Annotated in this window: 20 protein-coding genes; 13 read left to right on the top strand and 7 right to left on the bottom strand. The window is 66.8% G+C overall.

Annotated features, from left to right (window positions below; genetic code table 11):
* The first annotated feature begins 18 nt into the window (after nt 1-18).
* Nucleotides 19-1,185: a thiolase family protein gene (locus NA10_RS04240; RefSeq protein ID WP_067563582.1), complete on the top strand. Its 1,167-nt coding sequence runs from the start codon at nt 19-21 to the stop codon at nt 1,183-1,185.
* A gap of 69 nt (nt 1,186-1,254) precedes the next feature.
* A complete protein-coding gene (locus NA10_RS04235; protein ID WP_245677015.1) occupies nt 1,255-2,364 on the top strand; it encodes a winged helix DNA-binding domain-containing protein in 1,110 nt (369 codons plus the stop codon).
* A 341-nt stretch (nt 2,365-2,705) separates the two neighbouring features.
* Here the strand turns inward: NA10_RS04235 and NA10_RS04230 are convergent, their stop codons facing one another.
* Complete coding sequence (locus NA10_RS04230; RefSeq protein ID WP_067563580.1) at nt 2,706-3,185, bottom strand: winged helix-turn-helix transcriptional regulator; 480 nt, start codon at nt 3,183-3,185, stop codon at nt 2,706-2,708.
* A 100-nt stretch (nt 3,186-3,285) separates the two neighbouring features.
* Between NA10_RS04230 and NA10_RS04225 the strand changes: the two genes are divergently transcribed.
* The 7 genes from NA10_RS04225 (at nt 3,286) to NA10_RS04195 (ending at nt 9,587) form a co-directional block, all read left to right on the top strand.
* Nucleotides 3,286-4,680 carry an MFS transporter gene (locus NA10_RS04225; RefSeq protein ID WP_245677014.1) on the top strand — a complete coding sequence of 465 codons (1,395 nt, stop codon included), beginning with the start codon at nt 3,286-3,288 and terminating at the stop codon, nt 4,678-4,680.
* A 118-nt stretch (nt 4,681-4,798) separates the two neighbouring features.
* The gene (locus NA10_RS04220) at nt 4,799-5,950 is read left to right on the top strand and encodes a serine hydrolase domain-containing protein (protein WP_067563574.1); all 1,152 of its coding nucleotides are present in this window, start codon (nt 4,799-4,801) and stop codon (nt 5,948-5,950) included.
* A gap of 88 nt (nt 5,951-6,038) precedes the next feature.
* Entirely contained in the window at nt 6,039-6,446 is a 408-nt protein-coding gene (locus tag NA10_RS04215; protein ID WP_067563571.1) for an NUDIX hydrolase, read from the top strand.
* Between the two features lie 118 nt (nt 6,447-6,564).
* Entirely contained in the window at nt 6,565-7,686 is a 1,122-nt protein-coding gene (locus tag NA10_RS04210; protein ID WP_067563569.1) for an NAD(P)H-dependent flavin oxidoreductase, read from the top strand.
* Nucleotides 7,687-7,787: 101 nt separating this feature from the next.
* Nucleotides 7,788-8,285 carry a hypothetical protein gene (locus NA10_RS04205; RefSeq protein ID WP_067563567.1) on the top strand — a complete coding sequence of 166 codons (498 nt, stop codon included), beginning with the start codon at nt 7,788-7,790 and terminating at the stop codon, nt 8,283-8,285.
* Between the two features lie 340 nt (nt 8,286-8,625).
* Entirely contained in the window at nt 8,626-9,327 is a 702-nt protein-coding gene (locus NA10_RS04200) for an HNH endonuclease family protein (RefSeq protein WP_245677013.1), read from the top strand.
* 35 nt (nt 9,328-9,362) lie between these two features.
* The gene (locus NA10_RS04195; RefSeq protein ID WP_084514285.1) at nt 9,363-9,587 is read left to right on the top strand and encodes a hypothetical protein; all 225 of its coding nucleotides are present in this window, start codon (nt 9,363-9,365) and stop codon (nt 9,585-9,587) included.
* A 66-nt stretch (nt 9,588-9,653) separates the two neighbouring features.
* Here NA10_RS04195 and NA10_RS04190 read toward each other — a convergent pair whose 3' ends face one another.
* Nucleotides 9,654-10,103: an SRPBCC domain-containing protein gene (locus NA10_RS04190; protein WP_067563562.1), complete on the bottom strand. Its 450-nt coding sequence runs from the start codon at nt 10,101-10,103 to the stop codon at nt 9,654-9,656.
* Between the two features lie 107 nt (nt 10,104-10,210).
* Here NA10_RS04190 and NA10_RS04185 point away from each other — a divergent pair, with 107 nt between their 5' ends.
* The gene (locus tag NA10_RS04185; protein WP_067563560.1) at nt 10,211-10,741 is read left to right on the top strand and encodes an NUDIX hydrolase; all 531 of its coding nucleotides are present in this window, start codon (nt 10,211-10,213) and stop codon (nt 10,739-10,741) included.
* 81 nt (nt 10,742-10,822) lie between these two features.
* Here the strand turns inward: NA10_RS04185 and NA10_RS04180 are convergent, their stop codons facing one another.
* Complete coding sequence (locus NA10_RS04180; protein ID WP_067563936.1) at nt 10,823-11,380, bottom strand: TetR/AcrR family transcriptional regulator; 558 nt, start codon at nt 11,378-11,380, stop codon at nt 10,823-10,825.
* A gap of 39 nt (nt 11,381-11,419) precedes the next feature.
* Here NA10_RS04180 and NA10_RS04175 point away from each other — a divergent pair, with 39 nt between their 5' ends.
* Nucleotides 11,420-12,661, top strand: coding sequence for a KasA/KasB family beta-ketoacyl-ACP synthase (locus NA10_RS04175; protein ID WP_067563558.1), 1,242 nt, complete (start codon nt 11,420-11,422; stop codon nt 12,659-12,661).
* Between the two features lie 12 nt (nt 12,662-12,673).
* On the opposite strand, the gene NA10_RS04170 is transcribed toward NA10_RS04175, so the two are convergent.
* The gene (locus tag NA10_RS04170) at nt 12,674-13,348 is read right to left on the bottom strand and encodes a phosphatase PAP2 family protein (protein ID WP_067563555.1); all 675 of its coding nucleotides are present in this window, start codon (nt 13,346-13,348) and stop codon (nt 12,674-12,676) included.
* 185 nt (nt 13,349-13,533) lie between these two features.
* Here NA10_RS04170 and NA10_RS04165 point away from each other — a divergent pair, with 185 nt between their 5' ends.
* Nucleotides 13,534-14,253, top strand: a complete 720-nt coding sequence (locus NA10_RS04165; protein ID WP_067563933.1) for a response regulator transcription factor — start codon at nt 13,534-13,536, stop codon at nt 14,251-14,253.
* On the opposite strand, the gene NA10_RS04160 is transcribed toward NA10_RS04165, so the two are convergent.
* Genes NA10_RS04160 through NA10_RS04150 form a run of 3 tightly spaced genes read right to left on the bottom strand, consistent with a single transcriptional unit; the run spans nt 14,170 to nt 16,341 of the window.
* Nucleotides 14,170-15,600: a sensor histidine kinase gene (locus tag NA10_RS04160; protein WP_067563552.1), complete on the bottom strand. Its 1,431-nt coding sequence runs from the start codon at nt 15,598-15,600 to the stop codon at nt 14,170-14,172. The genes NA10_RS04165 and NA10_RS04160 overlap by 84 nt on opposite strands.
* A gap of 49 nt (nt 15,601-15,649) precedes the next feature.
* Nucleotides 15,650-16,063 carry a hypothetical protein gene (locus NA10_RS04155; RefSeq protein WP_067563549.1) on the bottom strand — a complete coding sequence of 138 codons (414 nt, stop codon included), beginning with the start codon at nt 16,061-16,063 and terminating at the stop codon, nt 15,650-15,652.
* Entirely contained in the window at nt 16,060-16,341 is a 282-nt protein-coding gene (locus tag NA10_RS04150; protein WP_067563547.1) for a ribbon-helix-helix domain-containing protein, read from the bottom strand. Before NA10_RS04150 ends, NA10_RS04155 begins: the two co-directional genes overlap by 4 nt.
* A gap of 222 nt (nt 16,342-16,563) precedes the next feature.
* Between NA10_RS04150 and NA10_RS04145 the strand changes: the two genes are divergently transcribed.
* Nucleotides 16,564-18,183, top strand: a complete 1,620-nt coding sequence (locus NA10_RS04145) for a bifunctional S-methyl-5-thioribose-1-phosphate isomerase/methylthioribulose 1-phosphate dehydratase (RefSeq protein WP_067563544.1) — start codon at nt 16,564-16,566, stop codon at nt 18,181-18,183.

Below are 18,183 nucleotides of genomic sequence, written 5' to 3'. Positions count from 1 at the left end.
TACGAACAAGGAGAAACCATGACCTCCGCCGTCATTGTCGACGTCGTCCGCACGCCCTCCGGCAAAGGGAAATCCGGTGGTGGACTGTCGGAAGTGCATCCCGCGACACTGCTGTCCGGCGTCCTCGAAGCACTCATCAACCGCACCGGAATCGACCCGGCGCTGGTCGATGATGTGATCGGCGGTTGCGTAACCCAGAGCGGTGAGCAGGCCTTCAATATCGCCCGCACCGCGGTGCTGGCGGCCGGATTCCCCGAAGCGGTCCCGGCCACAACCGTCGACCGGCAGTGCGGATCTTCACAGCAGGCCGCGCACTTCGCCGCCCAGGGCGTGATCGCGGGAGCCTACGACGTGGCCATCGCCTGCGGTGTGGAGTCCATGTCGCGAGTGCCCATGTTCTCCAATGCCCAGGGTAAGGACGCCAATCGGGGGCCGATCGCGCACCGGTACCCGGACGGGCTTGTGCAGCAGGGCATTTCGGCCGAGATCATCGCAGCGCGCTGGAAGTTCGACCGGCCCGCGCTCGACGAGTTCGCGGCGCGGTCGCACCAATTGGCCGCTGCCACAGCGGCTTCGGGTGGATTCGACAAAGAGCTCGTCGCGGCGGGGACGCTGACCGCCGACGAGACCATTCGCCCGACCACCACGGTCGACGGGCTGGCCGGGCTGAAGCCCGCCTTCGTCGACGCCGAGTTCAAGGCGCGCTTCCCCGAGATCGAATGGTCGATCACGCCGGGCAACTCGTCCCCACTGACCGACGGGGCGTCGGCCGCACTGATCATGAGCGAGGAGAAGGCGGCGCAACTCGGGCTGAAGCCGCGAGCGCGCTTCCACTCCTTCGCGGTGACCGGAGACGATCCGCTGCTTATGCTGACCGCGGTCATTCCGGCCACCCGCAAGGTGCTCGATCGCGCGGGATTGCGCATCGACGATATCGACGCCTACGAGGTGAACGAGGCGTTCGCACCGGTGCCGCTGGTGTGGGCGCACGAACTGGGTGCGGACCTCGCCAAGTTGAACCCACGCGGCGGGGCCATCGCGCTCGGTCATCCGCTGGGGGCCTCCGGGGTCCGGATTCTGGCGACCATGGTCAATCACCTGGAGCAGACCGGCGGGCGCTACGGCCTGATGACCATGTGTGAGGCGGGCGGGCTGGCGAACGCCACTATCATCGAACGTCTCTGAGCCGGTAGCGAATCTGTCGGTGCGGGGTCGTACCGTGGTGCCGTTGATTTCGAGTGGGAGGCGGGTGCGGTGCGGGTTTCCTGGGATCAGGTGTTCGCGTGGCGTATGGGGCGTCAGTTCATCGAGTCGCGAGGTGGAGCGGACGCGGTCGCAGTGGTCGAGCGGCTGGCGGGTGTGCAGACGCAGGTCACCTCGGCGGCGGAGACCGCGGTGGCCCTGCGATCCGCGAAGGGGAAGCCCGGTGCGGTGGTCGAGGCGCTGGGGGAGAGGAAGTTGCTGAAGACCTGGGCCATGCGCGGGACCCTGCACGCACTCACGCCCGATATCGCGGCCGGAGTCCTATCGCTGATGGGATCGGCCCGCACCTGGGAAAAGCCCTCCTGGACAAAGACTTTCGGTGCGACGCCGCAGGATGTCGAGGCGCTGGTCGAGGCCGTGGGGGAGATCCTCGACGGTGCGGTGCTCACCCGCGACCAGCTCGTATCGGCGATTGTCGCCGAACCGCGCTTCCATCCCCTCGAAGAGCAATTGCGCTCCGGATGGGGCGCGGTGCTCAAACCCCTGGCCTGGCAGGGCGCGCTCTGCCACGGCCCCGCCGACGGGACCTCGGTGACCTTCGCCAGCCCGGCACATCTGATTCCGGGCTGGCGGGGGCTTCCCGAACCTGAAGCGGCCGCACCCCAGGTCATCTCGGCCTACCTCGGCGCGTACGGCCCCGCCACTCCGGAGACCTTCGACGCCTGGCTCTCCCGCGGCAGCATCCGCAAACCCACACTGCGGCAATGGTTCTCCGATCTGGGCGATCGTCTCACCGAAGTCGAGGTGGAAGGCCGAAAGGGCTTCATCCTCACCAAACACGCCGATGAGCTCGCCGCGACCGAACCCGCCCACTCGGTGCGCCTCCTGGGTGCCTTCGACCAGTACGTCCTCGGCCCCGGAACCGGCGATACCGCACTGCTTTCCGCCGAACACCGCGCCAAGGTCAGCCGCACCGCGGGCTGGATCTCCCCGCTCGTCCTTCTCGACGGCCGCATCGTCGGAACCTGGGAGGTCGTCGACACCGACCTCATCGTCACCATGTTCGACAACGCCCCCGCACCCCTACCCGAGCTACAGGCCGAAGCCGCACACGTGGCAAGGGCCATGAACACAGCGCCCCTCACCGTCACCGCCAAGTAACCGACCGCACATCCGCGCACCTGCGGCTCCCGCCAGCCTGTAGCCCGGTGAACGTCCCCAACCCCGGCGTCGCAGCGCGAGCCCGATCGACGGCGTCCCCAACCCCGGGAGGTCCTAGCGCGCACGGACGGCAGCGCCCCGACCTTGGGGTCGTAGCGCGAGCCCAGACGCCGGGGGCCGACCGGCGGCAAGGAAGGTGCCTCGACCGGCCGAGTGGTGGTCGTGCGGTGGGTATCCCAACTCCTCGCACCACTGCGTGCCTGCGGCAGGACACCCACCCCGTCGTCCGGCCATGACGCCTCCCCGTCCTCCCGGCATGCTTTCGGCCGGGATCCACACCCTCAGTGGGTCCGGCTCGGTAGCAGGTCCGGCGAGTGCGCACCCGGCCCGAGTCGCGGGCGCAGGTCTCGTCCCTGCACGTGCTCACCGCACTCCGAGCACACCGGCTGCACCGTCATGACGTGCCCGCATGCCTTGTGCACGGATTCGATCGGCGGGCCGTCCGGCGCGGCCCAGGTATCGCCCCACTGCCGCATGGCCGCGAGCACGGTCCATAGTGAGCGTCCCTTGTCGGTGAGCCGGTAGTCATACCGCACCGGGTTCTCCTGATACGGCTCGCGCGTCATAATCCCTTGTTCCACAAGGTATTCCAGTCGCTGGGTGAGTACGTTGCGCGCGATGCCGAGCCGGGTCCGGAAGTCGTCGAAGCGGGTGATGCCGAATATGGCGTCGCGAACGATCAGCAGCGTCCACCATTCGCCCACGGCTTCCAGGCATTGGGCGATGGAGCAGTTCATGTCCTCGAAGCTGGTTCGGCGCATATCCCGAGCATAGTCGGTTGCTTCACAGAACTCACCCGGCTATGGTGCGTTTCATGATGCAACTCACTGGCCTGTCCGGCCGTTTGATGGGGGAGAGATCTTGAATACCGTTGTGGCCGAGCAGTATCGGCGGACCACCAATCCGCAGGTGGTGCTGGGCATTGTGGCGATCGGCGTGCTGCTGTCCAGCCTGGATCTGTTCATCGTGAATGTGGCGCTGCCCGATATCGCCGCCGATTTCTCCGGATCGAAGATCTCCGGACTGTCCTGGGTGCTGAACGCCTATGCGATCGTGTTCGCCGCACTGCTGGTACCCGCCGGTCGGCTGGGTGATCGCAGCGGCAATCGCACCACCTTCCTGACCGGGCTCGGCCTGTTCATCCTCGGTTCGGCACTGTGCGCGGTGTCCTGGAATGTGGGTGCGCTGGTGGCCTTCCGCGTGGTGCAGGCCGTCGGCGGCGCGCTGCTCACCCCGGCATCGCTCGGCTTGGTGCTCGCCGCGACCCCGCCGGAGCGTCGCGCCATGGCCGTGCGGCTATGGGTCGCGTTCGGCGGTCTCGGCGCGGCACTGGGTCCGGTGCTGGGCGGCCTGCTGGTCGAGATCGATTGGCCCTGGGTGTTTTTGGTGAATGTGCCGATCGGCATCGCGGCACTGGCGATCGGTCTGCGGCTGCTGCCGAACCCGGCCGGTGACGGTGGCGCGCTGCCCGACGGGTTCGGTGCGCTCATGCTGGTCGGCTCGGTGGCGACGCTGATTCTCGCGCTGGTCAAGGGTGAGGATTGGGGCTGGGGCTCGCCCGGTGTGATCGGTGGACTGGTGGCGGCGGTGGTCTTCGGTCTCGCGTTCGCGTGGTCGTCGCGGCGGCATCACAGTCCGGTGGTGGATCCCGCACTGCTCCGACTGCCGAATTTCGCTCTGATGGTGGGCAATTCGATGCTGTTCAATATCGCCTTCGCGGGCATGCTGCTCTCGGTGGTGCTCTGGGCGCAGAACCTCTGGGGCTGGTCGGCGCTGCAAACCGGCCTCGCCATCGCACCTGGACCATTGGTGGTGCCGATCGTGGCGATTCTGGCCGGTCGGCTGATCGCCCGGATCGGCGCGGGACCGGTGATCGCACTCGGCGGCGTGCTGTTCGCGGCCGGAATCCTGTGGTGGACGGTCTCGGTCACCCTCACCCCGAATTTCGCGGGCGGGTTGTTGGGCGGCATGCTGCTCACCGGCCTCGGCGTCGGCTGCACCCTGCCGACCAGTTTCGCCGCCGGAACCGCGGGACTGCCACCGCAGCGCTTCGCCACCGGTTCGGCGGTGCTGAGTATGGCCCGTCAGCTCGGACTGGCGATCGGCGTGGCCGTGCTCGTCGCGGTGCTCGGGTCACCGGTCGGGCCGGAGGCGAATCTCGAGGCGTTCCAGCGCGGCTGGTATGTCATTGCCGGTGCGGCGGTCGCGGCCGGAGTCGTCGGCCTGGCGGCGCGACTGCCACGACCGGCCGCCTGACGGTCGCGCGGCGACATCCACATCAGACCGGAGGTAGGTGTCGCCGCCGGAGTTTTTCAGGGTCGGTCTCAGGGGTTGTCCGGATGTTCGGCGACGCTGCGATCCCTACCGTCGAATCATGCGAATCCTGCCGACCGTCACCGCCGTGACCGCACTGCTCGTGGTGGCGGGCTGTTCCAGCGTGAGCACCGGCAGCTCACCCAAAGCCGTCACCACGACCCCGCTCCAGGTGTCGGCCGGCCGAATCGATCAGGTGCGCAACGATATCGACGCACTCGTGCGCTCCGGTATGCCCGGCGTGATCGCGACCCTGAGCGAAGGCGGTCAAACGGTGGCGCTGACCTCGGGCGTGGCCGATCGCGGCACCGGCGCGACGATCCCCACGACCCCGCCACAGCAGGCCCGCGTCGGCAGCATCTCCAAAACCTTCACCTCCGCGATCATCATGCAGTTGGCGGCGGAGAACAAGATTCGCCTCGACGATTCCATCGACACCTACCTGCCCGGCCTGCTGGTCGGCGACGGTATCGACGGCCGTGCCATCACCGTCCGCCAGCTGCTCCAACATCGCAGCGGCCTACCGGAATTGACCGACGACCCCCAGATCGACGAGTACCGCGTGGCCCTGGCGGGCCGCACCTACACCCCCGCGCAGGAGATCGCGAACGCCCTGCGCTTCCCCGCCAAATTCGCCCCCGGCACGCAGTACACGTACACCAACACCAACTACATCGTCGCCGGCATGCTGATCGAAACAGTCACGGGCAGAAGCTATTCGGAGGAACTGTCCGGCCGCATCACCACCCCCTTGCACCTGGCCGACACCTACCTCCCCGCCCCCGGCGACCTGGAAATCCACGGCCCCCACCCGCACGGCTACGCCACCATAGACGGCGTGCTGACCGATGTGACCCGCTCCGAACCATCCGTCCCCTGGACGGCCGGCGGCCTCATCTCCACCGGCCCCGACCTGAACACCTTCTACCAATCGCTGATCTCCGGCAAGGTGGTCCCACCCGCCCAGCTCCAGGAAATGCTGTCGGGCACCCCCGTCCCCGGCACCACATTCACCTACGGCCTAGGCATTGGCAACATCCAATTGACCTGCGGCGTCGAATACTTCGGCCACACCGGCGGCATAGCCGGCTACACCACCGTCACCGGCGCGACCAAAGAAGGCCGCTCCGCCACCATCTCGATAACCAGCACCCCCGACACCGACCCCGACACCGCCATCCTCAACCTCATGTCCCACGCCCTCTGCCCCTGACCCACACGCATGTAATGGCGCAGGCAAATGCCGAGTAGCCCCCAGCGCCATTACATGCACGTCGGCGGTGCTCGCCTAGGCTGCGGGGATGCGGCTGATCGACACTGTGGCGTGGGTGCGGATCGAGGGTGGGCGGATTCTTTGTGCTCGGCCCAAGGGGAAGGACGTCTTCTATATCCCCGGAGGCAAGAGAGAGGGGGGTGAGACCGATCTGGAGACGTTGGTGCGTGAGATCGAGGAGGAGTTGACTGTCGCGCTGGTGCCGGAATCCGTTGTGCACGTGGGGACTTACGAAGCGCCCATCCCCGCGGCCGTGGTGCGGATGGCCTGTTACACCGCCGACTACAGCGGTACCCTCGCCGTCAGCAGCGAGATCGAGGAGATGGCCTGGTTCACCTACGCCGATCGCCCGCATGTTCCCCCGGTCGACCAGTTGTTGTTCGACGATCTTGTCGCTGATGGGCGCCTCGCGCAGCATCCCGATCTCGCCAACTAGAACATGTTGTTGACAGGTGCCGACCGGTAGGCTTCGTGAGACTGGTCTGAATGTAGAACATGTTCTAGTGTGATGGGCAGAACATTCCAGTGCCGGGAAGTTAGAGGAGCCCCCACACATGCGTACCGAGATCTGTGATCGCCTGGGCATCGATGTCCCCATCTTCGCGTTCACCCATTGCCGCGATGTGGCCGCCGCGGTCAGCAATGCCGGCGGCCTGGGCGTGCTCGGCGCGGTCGGCTTCAGCCCCGAACAGCTCGAGGTCGAACTGACCTGGCTCGACGAGCATGTGCAGGGCGTGTACGGCGTCGACCTGGTCATCCCCTCCAAGTACGAGGGCAAGGGCGTCGAAGGACTGACCCCGCAGGAGTTGGAAGCCCAACTGGCCAAGCTGGTTCCGCAGGGTCACCGCGATTTCGCCGCGAAGATCCTCGCCGACCACAATGTCCCGGAACTGCCCGCGGACGAGCAGCCCAATCAGCTGCTGGGCTGGACCGCCACCACGGTCGCCCCGCAGATCGACGTCATTCTCGAGCACCCCAAGGCCAAGCTGGTCGCCAACGCGCTGGGCACCCCGCCCGATGACGTGATCAAGCAGATCCAGGGTTCCGGTCGCCTGATCGGCGCGCTGTGCGGTTCGGTCAAGCACGCCATGAACCACAAGAACGCCGGACTCGACTTCGTCGTCATGCAGGGCACAGAGGGCGGCGGCCACTGTGGCGAGGTCTCCTCGATGGTGTTGTGGCCGCAGGTCGTCGACGCCATCGGCGATATGCCCGCGCTCGCCGCCGGTGGTATCGGCAACGGCCGTCAGGTCGCCTCCGCGCTGGCCATGGGCGCGCAGGGCGCGTGGACCGGTTCGCTCTGGCTCACCGTCGAGGAAGCCAATGTGCCGCCCGCGCAGATGCAGACCTACATCGACGCCACCAGCAGCGATACCGTGCGTTCGCGGTCCTGGACCGGTAAGCCCTGCCGCATGCTCAAGAACGACTGGACCGAGGCGTGGGACCGGGACGACACCCCGAACCCGCTGGGCATGCCGTTGCAGATGATGGTCACCATCGACGGCGTCAAGCGCGGCCACAAGTACCCCGAGGCCGCCAAGGATGTGAACTTCAACCCGGTCGGTCAGGTCGTCGGCCAGCTGAACAAGATCGAGCGCTCCGCCGACGTGATTCAGCGCCTCATCTCGGAGTACCTGGAGTCCTGCGAACGGCTGAACAAGCTCAACAATCAGTAATCCGTCAGCGGGCGTGGACTGCACCGAGAATCCCGTAATTTGTCGCGCCGGCAGCATTGTCGGCGCGACGAATTCGGTCCGGTGCGGATTACCGTGTCCTCATGCCCCGGATCGAGCGCTTGCTTCGGGCCGCGTATTACGGCCTGCTCTCGCTCCCGGTCGCGTTCGCCGACACCGGTGTTCGTGCCCGGGTGACCAGGCGCGTGTTCCGCGAACCCTTCGAACTCGATTCGCCCGGTCCGTGGCGGGCCGCCGCGCATACGGTGCTGGCGGCGGTCACCGCCCTGCTGTCCTGGTTCGCGTTGTTCCTGGCGCTGGTCGCCGCGGTGCGCGGGGTCGCGTATCCGCTGATCGCGGCGCATGACTACCGAAATTCCTGGGGCGGGCCGACATTGGCGGGCGCCTGGGCCGTACACGCCGCGCTCGGGGTGGGCCTGCTCCCGCTGTGGTTGCTGCTGCCGGCGGGTTTCGGCACGGTGCAACGACTTCTTACCCGACGGCTGCTCGGCCGCACCGGTCCCCGGTGGCCCATTCCCGCGGCGGTCGTCATCTCCGCCGCCGGGGCACTGTTTTTCATAGCCTGGTTGCATCAAATCTGAGACCTCGCGCGTGGCTTCGCGGCGTGTTCGGCGAGAATGACTGCGGCTCAGTTGTTCTCGACTTTGTCGTGCCGCACCATGTATGTAGCGCCAGGTCCGCCGACGCCCCGGTTGTGGGGTTGCCCATGTGACCCGTGTCTCCGAACCGCCGGTGCGACTTGCCGTTTCGGGTAGAGGATTGCGACGGTGTTCGGGATATGTTGCAAAGTGAGCTATCGCGCCCCCGGAAACCGATGCTGCCCCAGGGTTTTGCGGCAGGTGCGGCATGAAACTGTCCGTCCTCAAGTCCCGTAAGGGGCTCTCCTCGTTGGTCGGGTTGCTCCTGACCATCGCGCTGGTCGTGATCGTCGTCTTCCTGGAGCAGAAGAACGGCACCGACACCGGCGGTAAGAACCCCCCGGCCACCGCCACCGCCGACGGTAAACAAGTCGCCGCGCTGGTGGCGAAACTCGCTGTCGCGGACGAACTCCCCATGACCGGATACAGCCGGGAGAAGTTCCCGCACTGGGACAACAACACGCCCGCACACGGCTTCGGTCAGACGTACGCGCAGTACAGCAAGTGCACGACCCGCGATGTGATGATGCTGCGCGATGCGAGCGGCGCGGTCACCCTCGACGCGAAAACCTGTGAGCTGAAAGTCGGTAAGGACGGAGGCTGGAAAGACCAGTATGGCGTCCTGGATCCGAAGACCGGAAAACTCAAGCCGTACAAGTTCATCACCGATCCGGCGGGCGTGGACGCCGAGCATATTGTTCCGCTGGCCGAAGCATGGCGCTCGGGCGCTGCCAAAATGGATGAGGACACCCGCCGGAACATCGCCAATGACGCGATCAATCTCATCGCATCGGATCCCTCGGCGAATCGTTCGAAGGGCGATCAGGATGCCGCGCATTACCTTCCGCCGGGAAGCTTCCGGTGTGGCTATATCGATCACTACATCCAGATAAAGATAAAATACAACCTGTCCGTTGATCCCGACGAGCGCACAGCACTGCGTACCGCAGTCGATGACTGCGTTGAACAAGGAGGGTTCAGATAATCGACGTCATCGAGATACCCGCCGCAGCAGCCGTCATGACCCAGGAGGAAGGGACGGTGTCGGGGGCACTCGACGTCGCCGTCGACGACACCGGAGCCGGTTTGGTTCGGTATCGCGACACCGACACCTGGTACACCATCGGAAATCTCGAGGATCGGCCGCCACTGCGGTGGTCGAGGGTGGAAGACCTGGTGGACGCGATCGAAGCCGGTCAGGGAAAGCGAGACCAGGCCGGAAACACGATTCCCTTCGAGGCCTGACCCGATCAGCGCCTATCCATTGCCGTCAATGGATAGGCGCTTTTCTTTTCCGCGCAACAGGTTTCGTCAGCCCTGCACGGCCGCGAGCGCTTCGGAGCGCTGCTTCAAACCGTCCGTCATTCCACCGAAACCCTTGCGCATCGCACCGCCGAGAATGGCGCTGACCAGAATGCTCAGCGGCCCATTGAGTTCGAAGTGCGAGGTGTAGCGGGTGCGGCCGTCCGCCAGCGGGATCACAGTGTGCTGGCGCAGGCTGTTCAACAGACCCGGCACCGGCTTCATGTTGTAGCTGAATTCCTTGCCCGGAGTGTGGGTCCGAATGAATTCACGCTGCTGACGCGGCTTGGAGCCGAGCAGTCGCACCTGCATATCGATCGGGGTGCCGGGTTCGAGGGTGGTTTGGCAGGAGGGGACGAAGGGATTCCACTCGCCGTACTTGGCCACATCGGTGAGCACCTGCCACACCAGGTCGGCGGGTGCGTCGATCTCCACACTGTTATCGATGACAAGGGTCATGGGGGAACCATACTGAAACGAGTTCTAAGTGTCCGGGTGAGGACCCCGAACCGGGTGGTCTCCCACGGCCCCAGTCGGTTACGCCCAGCTCGAGCTACGGTCGAACCGTGACACTCGCCGATCGATACCCGGTGCTGCACGCTCCCGCTCGCTGGGAATGGGGTGGGCTCGACGTCCAGTTCTCCACCGAGCTTCCGCCCGATGAACTGGTCACCAATATCCACGTCATCTGCTTCGTCGGCGACGAGATCGTGCTGTGCCGCGACAGTCGCGGCCGCTGGCTGGTGCCCGGTGGTACCCGCGAGGAATCGGAGTCCGTGCGCGACTGCGTCATTCGCGAACTCCGCGAGGAGGCGGGGGCAGAACTCGTGGGACCCCTGCACTGGTTCGGTGCACATCACGCGATCACCGATCACCCCGCGCCCTATCGCCCCTGGCAACCCCATCCGTGCAAGGCGTGGCTGTGGTGCACGGCCGATGTACGACTCACGGGCGCACCGACCAATCCCGATGATGCCGAACAGATTCTGGAAGTCCGCACCCTCCCGCCGGCCGAGGCCATCGAGCGGTCCGCCACTGACGGCCCGCATATGCCCGAACTCCTCACCCTCGCAGCAGAACTCCACCGCGGTTTCTGATGTGCATGTAATGGCGCAGGGGGCTACTCGGTGTTTGCCTGCGCCATTACATGCGCGTTGTCGGAGTGGGCTCTCTGGCAATCAGAAGAGTTGATTCACCAGGAGATTGACCGATCGGGTGATGCGGCCGGTATCGCCGGTGATCCACCAGTCCATGATCACGCCGCGCATACCGGAGATGAGCAGGGTCGCGGCGGCCTCGGGATCCTCGATCGAAGGGTTTATGCGGGTGAGGGTTTCGGTCATGGCGGTGATCAGGACCTCGATCGCGTCCGTGGCGTAGGCGGTGAAGGGGCTGCCGGGGACGGTGGCCGCACCGAGCACCTGGAGTAGGACGCGGATGCTGATCGAGGCCGTGCCGGTGGTGTTCAACGTGAAGGATTGACCCAGGCGGGATTTGAGGACTTCCGGATCGTCTATGCCCGCGAAGAGGGCGGCGATATCGGGGCGCTGGGTCTCGAGGGCCGCCACCAGCATCTGTTCCTTGGTGCCGAAATAGTGGATGAGCATGCGGGAGCTGGTGCCCAGGTACTCCGCGAGCGGGCGCAGCGAGAGTTCGGCCAGGCCGCGGTCGGCTATGTAGGCAATGACGCCTTCCAGGAGTTCTGCGCGGCGGGCGTGGTCGAGGGGGCGGGGCACGGGTTGACTGTAGCGGACGGTACAGGTATCCATGTCGGCATGGGTGTAGCAATTGGTACAGAAACTCGCGGCGTCGTGGTCACGGCCATGGCCGCCACCACCTGCCTCGGACCGGACCTGGACACCACGTGGTCCAGACTGCTGGCGGGTGAGAGCGGAATCGCCCCGCTCACAGATGATTTCGTGACCGAGCATCAGCTCCCGGTACGGATCGGCGGCCGCCTGACCAATCGGCCGGGGGAGCAGCTGACCCGGATCGAACAGCGGCGGATGTCGTTCGTGCAGCAGCTTGCGCTGGTGCTCGGGCGGCGGGTCTGGCAGGAGGCCGGAACTCCCGAGGTCGAGACCGAGCGGCTCGCCGTCGCGGTCGGCACCGGACTCGGCGGCGGTGACGCGCTCGTGCACGCGGTGGATGTGATGCGGGCGGGCGGCTATCGCAAGGTGCCGCCCATGACGGTGCCCATGGTCATGCCCAATGGTTCGGCCGCCGCCATCGGATTGGAGATCGGCGCGAAAGGCGGGGTGTACGCACCGGTTTCGGCGTGCGCGTCCGGCGCGGAGGCCATTGCGCACGGCTGGCGGCTGATCGCCACCGGTGAGGTCGATGTGGTGGTCGCGGGCGGTGTGGAGGGGCATATCGACGCGGTGCCGATCGCGAGTTTCGCCATGATGCGCGCCATGAGCACCCGCAATGACGAACCCGCGCGCGCCTCACGGCCTTTCGACAAGGATCGGGACGGCTTCGTCTTCGGCGAGGCCGGAGCCATGCTGGTGCTGGAGTCGGAGGAACACGCGCGGGCGCGGGGCGCGCGGATTCTCGGGCGGGTGCTCGGCGCGGGCATCACCTCGGACGGCTATCACATCACCGGCACCGCACCCGACGGCGATGGCGCGGCCCGCGCCATGCGCAAGGCGATCGGCTCGGCGGGGTTGGCCGCCACCGATATTCAGCACATCAATGCCCACGCCACCTCCACGCCGATCGGCGACGCCTCCGAAGCCCATGCCATCGCGGCGGTCGCACCGGACGCCTCGGTCTATGCCCCGAAGTCGGCGCTCGGACATTCGATCGGCGCGGTCGGGGCGCTGGAGGCGATCCTCACCCTGCGCACGCTCGAGCGTGGAACCATCCCGCCCACACTGAATTTCGAACAGGGTGATGCGGCGACCCCGCTGGATATCGTCGCCGGTGCGCCGCGCGAGCAGACCCTGGATTACGCGCTGAGCAATTCGTTCGGCTTCGGCGGGCACAATGTGACCCTCACGCTGGGGCGCGCCTGAGGATTCGAGTGCTCAGTCCGGCGTGACCTTGGTCAGCATCGCGTGCGCGTGCTCGGCGAGCACCGGCCGGAAGCTGAAGCACAGGCCCAGCCACAGCACGCCGAAAATCCATCCCGCGACGATATCGGTCGGCCAGTGCACGCCGAGGTACAGCCGGGACACCCCGACACCCAGCAGGAACAGGACGGTGACGGCCACCAGCAGCATTCGCCATACCCCGCGCAGCAGCGGCAGCAAGACCGCCGCGACAACCACGCCCACCACGACGGCCGATCCCAGCGCATGTCCGGACGGATAGGAGTAATTCGTCTCGACCACCATGCGGTCGATCAGCGGCGGCCGCGGACGACCGATGAGCAGTTTGCCGAAGAACACCAGCGCACCCGATCCGAGCGCGGTGAATCCCACGAAAACCGCGGTCTCCCACTGCCTTCGCCAGGCCAGTGCCGAACACGCCGCTACGCCGAGCACCGTCATGGTGGCGGTGCCGCCCAGTTCGCTGATGACCTTGGCGAATGCGGTCGCCGCACCGCTCCGATGGTCGATGAACCAGCGCAGCAGGCTGGCGTCGGGGCCGATCGGACCCGGATGCACCTGCACCGCGAACGTGAGCACGACAACGATCGCACCCAGCGTCAGCAGTGTGCTCAGCAGCACCGGATGCGGTACACGCGGCCGCTTCGGCACGAGCGAAGTCTCCTTTTGCGTTGCGGTAACTGCGGCTGGCATACCTCGACCATGGCACGTTCTGCCTGAGAAGGGGTTGAGAACCCGGCCGGACGGCGCGAATTTTCGGATCTACGACCCATGATCGGGACAAATCGGTCTGCACCATCATGCCCGGGTGTACCGCGATGGTGCATGCTTGGGCCGTGCGAGTGCTGGTGGTCGAGGATGAGCAGCGGCTGGCGCGCACCATCGCGCGCGGGCTGGAGCTGGAGGGTTTCGTGGTGCAGCTCGCACACACCGGCACCGAGGGGCTGTGGTGGGCGATCGAGGACGAATTCGACGTGATCGTGCTCGACATCATGTTGCCGGAATTGAGCGGATACGAGGTGCTGCGGCGTCTGCGCGGCCGCGATGTCTCGACCCCGGTGCTCATGCTCACCGCCAAGGATGGCGACTACGAACAGGCCGATGCGCTCGACCTGGGCGCGGACGACTATCTGACCAAACCGTTCTCGTTCGTGGTGCTGATCGCGCGCCTGCGCGCGCTGCTGCGCCGCACCTCACCACAGCGTCCCGCACTGTTGTCGGCGGGCGATCTGGTGCTCGATCCGGCGCGGCGCAGCGTGCGGCGCGCGGGCACCGAGCTGACGCTCACCCCGCGCGAGTTCGGGCTGCTGGAATTCCTGCTGCGGCACAAGGGGATCGCCGTCACCAAGGCCGAGATACTGCGCAATGTCTGGGATGCGCACTACGAGGGCCCGGAGAATGTGGTCGAGGTGTACATCGGCTATCTGCGCAAGAAGATCGACGCACCGTTCGGGCAGGGCAGTATCGAGACGCTACGCGGTGTCGGCTACCGGCTGATCGATCCGGGGACCACCGAGGGGCAGCAGAATCACGAATCTGGCTCCACCCCACGGTGATTCGGCCACGCTGACGCTGCCGCCGTGCGCGGCGACCAATTCCGCGACAATCGCCAGGCCCAGCCCGGAGCCGCCCGAGGCCCGCGCCCGATCCGGCTCCAACCGCACGAAGCGGCCGAAAACCCGGCCGCGATCGGCCTCCGGAATACCCGGGCCGTCGTCGTCAACGACCAGGCGGGCCCGCTCGCCATCCTTGCCCACCGAGATCGAGATCCTCGAATCCGCATGTGCCGCGGCATTGTCGGCGATATTGCGGATCGCCCGCGCCAGTTTCGCGGGATCGCCGATCACCCGGGTCGGGTGGATATCGGTGCGGATGGTGAACGCGCCCCGGCCACGCAGCGCCGCGGCCTGCGCATCGGCGAGATCATCCAGATCGACATCGCCCGTGCGCAATTCGAGCCGGTGCTCATCGGCGGCGGCGAGGGTGAGCAGATCCTCGATGAGGTGCCGCATGCGTTCGGTCTCCGGCAGCAGGGTGCCGTCGATCAACTCCCGGTCCAGTATTTCGGGTCGGTCTCGCGCCAGCTCCAGGGCCGCCCCCACCGCCGCGAGCGGACTGCGCAATTCATGCGAAGCGTCGCCGACGAATCGCCGTTGCGCCAGATGACCGGCCTCGATGCGGGCCAGCATGGCATTCATGGTCTCGGCCAGCCGGGCGATCTCATCGCGCGCGGGTGGCACCGGGACGCGTTCGGACAGATCGGTCGCGCCGATCCCGGTGACCCGGCGGCGGATCACCTCCACCGAGCGCAGGGAACGGCCGACCAGCAGATAGGTCGCGGCCGCCGCGGCGGCCACCACGATCGGACCGCCCGCGGCGACGAGTGCCGCCACCTTGGTCACGGCATGCTCGACCGGTTCGGTGCTCACCGCGACCATCACCGTGTAGCGGCCCTGCGGCGTGTCCACCGATCGGGCGGATACCCGCAGATCGTCATCCTCGTCCGGGACCGGCTCACGGCCGACCACGCGATCGCCGACCGTAGCTGGATCGAGCAGGGCCACAGTGGTTTTCGGGTCGGAGGAGCGCAGCACCCGTCCGCGCGCGTCGACCACCTGGACCGCGTCGATGGAGCCTTCGGTGGAGAACAGCGAGGCGGGTAGCGCACCCACCGCACCGTCCGGCATCGGCTGCGCGGAGATCCGCGAGAGTTCAGGGGCCAGTGTGTCCATCTGGGTGACGGCGGCGGAGTCGAGTTCCCGCAGCAGCGATTCGCGCAGCAGTAGCAGCATGGCTCCGGCGGCGGCCAGCAGTACCGCTCCGACCACCAGCGCGGCCACGATCGCGGACCGGACGCGCAAGCCCCAGCGGGAAGGGCGCAGCCACTCCGGAATCCGATTCACCCGACCATCATCGACTACGCCGGGAATCGGATGTCACCGGCGGGTGCGTTCAGGGCAGGGTGTCGGTCTGGATCCGCGGATCGAGTTTGCGCAGGGTATCGGGTCGATCGGTGAGACAGGGCCAGTCCCGGCTCACCGCTTCGATGGTCGCGTGCCCGGCCGGAATGAGCGCATCGGCGTCTATGCGATCGGCCAGTGCCGCACCGAGGTGATCACTGGCCGGACGGTCGAGAGGCTGAATGACCGTATTGGGCAGATCCAGCAGCACGGCAAGGATATCCAGGCGACCCGGCGGGATGAGCGCGCGCGCCGCGGCCAACGCGGTCGCCGGAATGATGATGGTGTGCCCGGCATCGGCGGTGGCCCACACCACCGATTGCACGTAGGCGACCCGATGCGCCCAGGCGGTCAGGGCGGCCGTGTCGAAGACGACGCCGCCGAGCGTGGAGCCGGCGGAGGTCATGCCGCGCCGGCGTGATCGCCGTCGACATCCTCCTCGGGTAATGGGGGCAGGCCCTGCACGGCGCGGGCGCGATTGATGAGGTCCAGCGGGGGACGGCCACCGAAGACCTGCTCGATGCGAGCGAGGGACTCGGCACGATCGACGCGGTTCTTCACGGATTCGGCGACGAAGGCCGAGACCGACTCGATACGGCCTTTGCTGCGCCAGTCGTCGAGGGTTGCGGCGATCTCTTCCGGCACCGTCACGGTGATCTTGCGGGTGCGACGTTCTCTCGCCATACCGAAAGGATAGCGCGGTATGGCCGAAGGACACGAGAAGGTAACGGCGTGGCCCGATCCGGTAGACCCGTCGTCGGGTCCGCGGCGACCGCTCCGAGTCCCGCGCATTCGGATTCCGCTGATCTGAAACCTGCCGGTCACGCGGCGATCCGTATTCGATACGGTGGGCGTGTGCCGGTCGCGATTCGGGCCGCACTGAAGGCGCGAGAGGACAGACGGTAGATGGCTGAGAGATCGATCGAGTGGGTCGACGGCGCTCTGGTGACCATCGATCAGCGCGCGCTGCCGCGGGAATTGCGGGAGCTGCGGATCACCACGGTCGACGATCTCATCGACGCCATCAAGTCACTCGCGATTCGCGGTGCCCCGGCCATCGGCGTATCGGGAGCCTTCGGCGTGGTGCTCGCGGCCCTGGCCGCCACCACCGATGGCGTGGTGAATATCGAACAGGTCGAAGCGGAGTCCGCGCGTGTCGCCGCCGCCCGGCCGACCGCGGTGAATCTGGCATGGGGTGTGCGGCGGGCGCTGGCGCAGCTGCCGAACGGCGTGCAGGCCGTGCTCGACGAGGCCCTGGAAATGCTGGCCGAGGACGGCCGGGTGAATCTTGCCGCGGCCACGCACGCCGCCGATCTGGTGCAGCAGCTCTGTCCGGACCGGCCGCTGCGAATTCTGACGCACTGCAATACCGGTCGGCTCGCCACGACCGCCGTCGGCACCGCCATCGGCGCGCTGACCGTGCTGCATCAGCGGGGGGCGCTCGCGGAAGTCATTGTGGACGAGACTCGTCCGCTGCTCCAGGGCGCGCGACTGACCGCGTGGGAGATGGCCGAGGCCGGTATCCCGCATCGCCTCACCATCGATTCCGCCGCCGCGTGGGCCATGGCCACCGAGGGTGTGGACGCGGTTATGGTCGGCGCGGATCGGATCACCGCCGACGGGTCGGTGGCCAATAAGATCGGCACGTACATGCTGGCCATCGCGGCCCGGCGGCATGGGATTCCGTTCATCGTGGTCGCGCCCGAATCCACTCGCGATGTGGCGACCGCGCGCGGCGGCGATATCGTCGTCGAGCAGCGCGCCGCGGCGGAAGTGACCGGATTCGGCGGTGTCACAACGGCTCCCGAAGGGACGCCGACCTTCAATCCCGCCTTCGATGTGACGCCGCCGGAGTTGGTGACGGCCGTGGTCACCGAGAACGGCGTGCTCGGCAATCCGGCACTCGATGCCGGTCGGGAGATCGCCGCGATCGCGCGCGGGCTCTACGCCAACGGCTGGATGCCCGGCACCGCGGGCAATATCTCGGTGCGCCAGGGCGATACGGCCTTCGTCACCGCGAGCGGACTCTCCAAGGGCGAACTCGACGCGACCGACATGGTGACCGTCGCGGTCGCCGATTCGACCCCGCTCTCCGCCACCGGTCGAAAGCCGTCCGCGGAGACCACGATTCACACCGCCGTCTACCGCACCACGGATTCGAGCGCCGTCGTGCATGTGCATCCGCCGCATGCGACCGCCGTCTCGATCGGTGCGGCCGCCGCCGAGGTGCGTCCTGTGCGCTTCACCGGATACGAGCTGATCAAGGGCCTGGGCGGCACTCGCCCCGACCTCATCGATATCCCGGTGTTCCCCAATCACGCCGATGTCCCGCGGATCGGCACGGATATCGAGAAGTACCTGCTCGAGCATCCGGACGCCCCGCCGGTGCTTTTCATTGCCGGACACGGCATTACGGCATGGGGTGCCACCTTGGCCCAGGCCCGCGATCGCGCGGAATGCCTCGAGGCCATGTGCGAACTGACCACACTGACCGGACACCGCGAGATTCCGGTGCGCGAGAATTAG

It is taken from the genome of Nocardia acidivorans NBRC 108247, from assembly GCF_001625085.1.
In the GTDB taxonomy this organism is placed as follows: domain Bacteria; phylum Actinomycetota; class Actinomycetes; order Mycobacteriales; family Mycobacteriaceae; genus Nocardia; species Nocardia acidivorans.
The sequence above is the reverse complement of the archived record's forward strand: the minus strand, read 5'-3'. Positions and strand labels throughout refer to the sequence as shown.

What these genes read in the sequence shown, in the direction of transcription:
- NA10_RS04230 (WP_067563580.1), bottom strand. Translation starts at nt 3,185, where the DNA reads ATGCGCCGAACCAGCTTCGAGGACATGAACTGCTCCATCGCCCAATGC.
- NA10_RS04155 (WP_067563549.1), bottom strand. Translation starts at nt 16,063, where the DNA reads ATGACCTCCGCCGGCTCCACGCTCGGCGGCGTCGTCTTCGACACGGCC.
- NA10_RS04150 (WP_067563547.1), bottom strand. Translation starts at nt 16,341, where the DNA reads ATGGCGAGAGAACGTCGCACCCGCAAGATCACCGTGACGGTGCCGGAA.
- NA10_RS04145 (WP_067563544.1), top strand. Translation starts at nt 16,564, where the DNA reads ATGGCTGAGAGATCGATCGAGTGGGTCGACGGCGCTCTGGTGACCATC.
- NA10_RS04220 (WP_067563574.1), top strand. Translation starts at nt 4,799, where the DNA reads ATGCGAATCCTGCCGACCGTCACCGCCGTGACCGCACTGCTCGTGGTG.
- NA10_RS04195 (WP_084514285.1), top strand. Translation starts at nt 9,363, where the DNA reads ATGACCCAGGAGGAAGGGACGGTGTCGGGGGCACTCGACGTCGCCGTC.
- NA10_RS04190 (WP_067563562.1), bottom strand. Translation starts at nt 10,103, where the DNA reads ATGACCCTTGTCATCGATAACAGTGTGGAGATCGACGCACCCGCCGAC.
- NA10_RS04240 (WP_067563582.1), top strand. Translation starts at nt 19, where the DNA reads ATGACCTCCGCCGTCATTGTCGACGTCGTCCGCACGCCCTCCGGCAAA.
- NA10_RS04175 (WP_067563558.1), top strand. Translation starts at nt 11,420, where the DNA reads ATGGGTGTAGCAATTGGTACAGAAACTCGCGGCGTCGTGGTCACGGCC.
- NA10_RS04210 (WP_067563569.1), top strand. Translation starts at nt 6,565, where the DNA reads ATGCGTACCGAGATCTGTGATCGCCTGGGCATCGATGTCCCCATCTTC.
- NA10_RS04205 (WP_067563567.1), top strand. Translation starts at nt 7,788, where the DNA reads ATGCCCCGGATCGAGCGCTTGCTTCGGGCCGCGTATTACGGCCTGCTC.
- NA10_RS04215 (WP_067563571.1), top strand. Translation starts at nt 6,039, where the DNA reads ATGCGGCTGATCGACACTGTGGCGTGGGTGCGGATCGAGGGTGGGCGG.